This is a genomic window from Rhodococcus sp. (in: high G+C Gram-positive bacteria) (assembly GCF_049591685.1).
GTDB lineage: Bacteria > Actinomycetota > Actinomycetes > Mycobacteriales > Mycobacteriaceae > Rhodococcoides.
The window spans coordinates 1-4,803 of the sequence record NZ_JBAWFH010000498.1; the positions used below are offsets into that span (position 1 = coordinate 1).

At 64.9% G+C, this 4,803-nt stretch carries 4 protein-coding genes; all 4 read left to right on the forward strand.

Annotated features, from left to right (window positions below):
* Positions 1 to 393, forward strand: a 393-nt coding sequence (locus tag WBQ44_RS20540; RefSeq protein WP_495568513.1) for a D-arabinono-1,4-lactone oxidase, incomplete at its 5' end; no start/stop codon positions are given.
* Positions 390 to 1,154 (forward strand): decaprenylphospho-beta-D-erythro-pentofuranosid-2-ulose 2-reductase, encoded by a 765-nt coding sequence (gene dprE2, locus WBQ44_RS20545; RefSeq protein WP_495568514.1) that lies wholly within the window; start codon positions 390 to 392, stop codon positions 1,152 to 1,154. The genes WBQ44_RS20540 and dprE2, both read left to right, overlap by 4 nt.
* Positions 1,155 to 3,230, forward strand: coding sequence for a galactan 5-O-arabinofuranosyltransferase (locus WBQ44_RS20550; RefSeq protein WP_495568515.1), 2,076 nt, complete (start codon positions 1,155 to 1,157; stop codon positions 3,228 to 3,230).
* A gap of 35 nt (positions 3,231 to 3,265) precedes the next feature.
* On the forward strand, positions 3,266 to 4,803 hold a 1,538-nt coding region (locus WBQ44_RS20555), incomplete at its 3' end, for a DUF6541 family protein (RefSeq protein WP_495568516.1).

Here is a 4,803-nt window from a genome sequence, read left to right on the forward strand (position 1 = left end):
TTCCTCCAGTACCAGTTCGTGGTGCCGCCCGAGGCCGTCGACGAGTTCAAGAAGATCATCGTCGACATCCAGAAGTCGGGTCATTACTCGTTCCTCAACGTGTTCAAGCTGTTCGGTCCGGGCAACAAGGCGCCGCTGAGCTTCCCCATTCCGGGCTGGAACATCTGCGTCGACTTTCCGATCAAGCCGGGTCTCAACGAGTTCGTCCGTGAACTCGACAAGCGCGTGCTGGAATTCGGCGGACGCCTGTACACCGCAAAGGACTCGCGCACCGACGCGGAGACCTTCCATTCGATGTACCCACGGATCGACGAGTGGATCAAGGTCCGCCGATCCGTCGACCCCACAGGCGTTTTCGCCTCCGATATGGCCAGAAGGTTGGAACTGCTGTGACGATAGACGCCGTCGGGAACCCTCAGACGATTCTTGTTCTGGGAGGCACCAGCGAGATCGGGCTCGCCATCACCGAGGAGTACCTGTCGAAGTCACCGGCACGCGTGGTTCTGGCTGCCCTGCCGAACGATCCGCTCCGTGACAGTGCCGTCGCACAGCTCACCGCGAAGGGCGCCAAGTCCGTCGACGTCGTCGACTTCGACGCACTCGACACCGCGTCGCACCCCAAGGTCATCGACGAAGCGTGGTCCAAGGGCGATGTCGACGTGGCCATCGTTGCATTCGCGGTCGACTTCGACGCCGAAGAACTGTGGCAGGACCAGCGCAAGGCTGTATTGACGGCCAACATCAACTACACCGCATCCGTCTCGGTCGGCGTGCTGCTCGGCGAGAAGATGAAGGCACAGGCGTCGGGACGCATCATCGTCATGTCTTCCGTAGCCGGCGAGCGCGTGCGTCGTTCGAACTTCGTCTACGGCTCCACCAAAGCCGGGCTCGACGGCTTCTACCTCGGCCTGGGCGAAGCATTGCGTGAGTACGGCCCCCGCGTCACGGTCATCCGTCCGGGCATGGTGCGCACCAAGTTCAGCGCGCACGTCAAGGAAGCCCCGATGACCGTGGACAAGGAAGACATCGCCAAGCTGGCGGTGGCCGCGTCGCAGAAGGGCAAGGAATTGGTCTGGGCACCAGCGCCGTTCCGCTTCGTGATGATGGGCCTGCGGCACGTACCGCGGCCGATCTTCCGCAAGCTCCCCATCTAGATGAAACGAGCGCTCGGGGCAGCCGTCGACGGCGTACTGGCCGCTCTGGTCGCAGCGATCGTCGCGACGGTCGGGTTGTACGCCTTTTCGCTCGTCGAGTGGCCGGCTTTCAACTCCTCCAACGTCACTCGCGCGCTGACGACGCTCGGGCAGGTTGCGTGCGCCGTGGCGATCGCCGCCGCAATCGTGCTGTACCGACGCGGCATGCTCGGCTGGCTCGCCAAGGTGCTGACGTGGGTCGGGCTGTCCGGCTTCGTCACGGTCACCCTCGGCATGCCGCTGGCCGCTACCAAGCTGTACCTGTTCGGCATCTCCGTCGACCAGGAGTTCCGCACCGAATACCTCACGCGGCTCACCGATTCGGTTGCACTGCGCGACATGACGTACGCCGACATTCCTCCGTTCTACCCCGCCGGGTGGTTCTGGATCGGCGGACGCGTCGGCAATCTGCTCGGCTTGGACGGCTGGGAAGTGTTCAAGCCGTTCGCAATCGGCTTCCTCGCTGTCACCGCCGTCGTGGCATTCACGCTGTGGAAGCAACTCGTTCGCGCCGACCTGGCCGTCGCCGTCAGCGCGATCACCACGGCACTCGTCGTCGCCTACGCCTCCCCCGAGGCCTACAGCGCTGTCATCGCACTGCTCATCGCGCCGGCTCTACTGCTGGCCTGGGGCGCGTTGAATCGCCCGGTTCGTACGACCGCCCTCGGGCGCATCGATGGCTCATTGCAACGGCTAGACGGCATCGATGGGCCATCGATGCCGAAACGGGAGCTGCCGAAACGGGAGCGGCCGAAACAGGAGCGGCCAAAACAGGAGCGGCCAAAGGAGACGCGAACGAACAAGGGTCCTCACGAACCCCGGCGACCAGAGGTGGCTGACACACCCGAGCTATCGGGCAGCTGGGGCTGGGGCGCGGTCGTGGGCACTGGGCTGTTTTTGGGCTTGGCGGCGACATTCTACACCCTGTACCTGGGCGTAGCGGCGTTTGCGGTGACGCTGATGGCCGTGGTGTCGGCGGTTCTCGAGGTGCGAGCCCGGGGGACCTGGCGTGCGGCAATTCCGGTGGCTGTTCGCTTGATCGCAATTGCGGTCATTTCCGGGCTCATCGCGCTGACGGTTTGGCTGCCGTATCTGGTGGATTCCCTCACGGGCGCACCGGCGACGTCCGGTACCGCGCTGCATTATTTGCCGGAAGCCGGTGCGACGCTTCCGGTTCCGATGTTCGAGTTCTCGTTGCTCGGAGCACTGTGCATGGCCGGAACGCTGTGGCTCGCCGTTCGTTGCGCGACGTCGCGTCGAGCGCAGGCTCTGAGCGTCGGCGTCGTCGCGGTGTACCTGTGGACGTTGATGTCGATGGCGGCGACGGTTGCCGGCACCACGTTGCTCTCCTTCCGTCTCGAAGCGGTGTTGATCGTATTGCTCGGTACTGCAGGCGTTTTCGGGTTCTTTGAGGGCTCGAAGGCCATCTACCAGGCCGTCAACGAACCCGCACGGTTCAAGGTCGGGGCTGTCGTCGTAGCCTCCATCGGCGCGTTGGCATTTGCACAGAACATTCCGCAGGTGCTGCAGACCGAGATCACCGTCGCATATTCGGACACCGACGGCGACGGCGTCCGCGCCGACAAGCGCCCGCCGAGCGCGGCCGCGTACTACGGCGAAGTGGACGCGGCCATCACCGAACAGCTCGGCAGGCCGCGGGACGAGACGATCGTGCTGACCGCCGATACGTCGTTCCTCAGCTATTACCCCTACTTCGGCTTCCAGGGGCTGACGTCGCACTATGCGAACCCTCTCGCGCAGTTCGATCAGCGCACGGCAGCAATCGAGGAGTGGGCGACGCTCAACACTCCGGACGAGTTGGTCGAGGCGCTGGACAGCAGCCTGTGGCGCACCCCCGACGCGTTTCTCTTCCGCCGCGGCGCCGACGGGTACACACTGCGACTGGCCGAGGACGTGTACCCGAACGATCCGAACGTCCGCCGCTACACCGTCACTTTCGACGAGACACTGTTCGAGGACCCGCGGTTCACGGTCACCGACATCGGGCCGTTCGCGCTGGTCACCCGCGCCGGATAGGCGAATCACATAACGTTCACGTAACGTTCAATGCGATGACAACCACCGACCAGACTGTGCTCGAGCAGCCGCGGACGGCCCCATCGTCCAAGATCGGGGCGTTGACCTCGCGTCTACGGGGAGTGCACGGCGGCGACGTAGCGGCCGCCGGCACCTTCACCCTCGTCGCCCTGTTCGTTCTGCAGGGCCAGTGGCGGAATCTCGGCGACGGCTACCTGTACAACAGCGGCCAGGACCAAGCCATGTGGGAATGGTTCTTCGCCGTCGCCGCGCATTCCGTCTCGCACCTCGAGAACCCGCTGTGGAGCGATCTGCAGAACTACCCGCTCGGTGTGAACCTCATGGCCAACACGGCCATGTTCGGCCTGTCCATACCGCTGGCCCCGGTGACGCTGCTGTTCGGGCCTACGGTGACATGGGCCATTGCCTTGACGATGGGTCTCGCCGGGACGGCGTACGCCTGGTACTGGCTGTTCTCCCGGACCGTCGGAGCTTCGCGGGCAGCGTCTGCGCTCGGCGGCGCACTGTGCGGTTTCGCGCCGGGCATGATCTCTCACGCCAACGGTCACCCGAACTTCGTCGCGCTGTTCCTGCTGCCGGTGATCGTCGCGCTCGTCGTAGACAGTGCCCGTACGGGGCCCACGGTCAAGAAGACGGTCTCACTTGGCCTGGTCGTCGCACTGCAGATCATGCTCGGCGAAGAACCGCTGCTGATCTTTGCCATCGCATTCGGCGTGTTCGCCCTCGTCTACTACGTCGGAAAACCGCGCAGCCTGTGGCCCGCCGTGAAGAATTCGTCGAAAAGCCTGCCGCTCGCGGCCGTTCTGGCCGTCGCACTCGTCGCATTCCCGCTGTACTGGCAGTTCCTCGGACCGCAGAGCTACTCCTTCCTCGAACACGGCCCGATGGGCAACGACGCCAAGGCGCTGTTCCAGTTCCCGTCGCAATCCATCGGCGGCGAACTGACGCCCGGCCAGAACGTGCGCATCAACGCCACCGAAGAGAACGCGTACTTCGGCTGGCCCCTACTGGTGCTCGCGCTCGTTGCGGCGGTGTGGATGTGGCGAGTGTCGTGCGCGCGAGCGGCCGCGGCAACCGTCGTCGCGATGACCGTCCTGTCGCTCGGTTCCACTCTGATCATCGGCAAGGTGGACACCGCCATCGGTCTCCCCTGGGACCACATCGCCACGATCCCGCTCGTCGAGTCGGTGCTCGAAACCCGGTTCGCCATGGCGGCCGTGCCCGGCATCGCACTCCTACTCGTACTCGCGACCGACCGAGCGTTCCACCGCGGACTCCGCCCAGTACCCGCATTGTGGTGCGTCGCACTGGCCATGGCATTCGTCCCGCTGCTGCCGACGCCGTTGCAGGCCGTCGAACGCGCCCCGACACCGGAATTCTTCGCCGGCGGCGAATGGAAGAACTACGTCGACGACGGTTCCGTCGTCACAGTTCCTCTCCCGCGCCCCGAGGACGCCCGACCGCTCGGCTGGCAGATCGAAGCCGACATGGGCTTCCCGCTGGCCGGTGGCTACTTCGTCGGCCCCGGCGACACCGTCGAGAAGAAAGCCAA

Coding starts and splice junctions, on each gene's coding strand:
- WBQ44_RS20550 (WP_495568515.1), top strand. CDS start 1,155: ATGAAACGAGCGCTCGGGGCAGCCGTCGACGGCGTACTGGCCGCTCTG.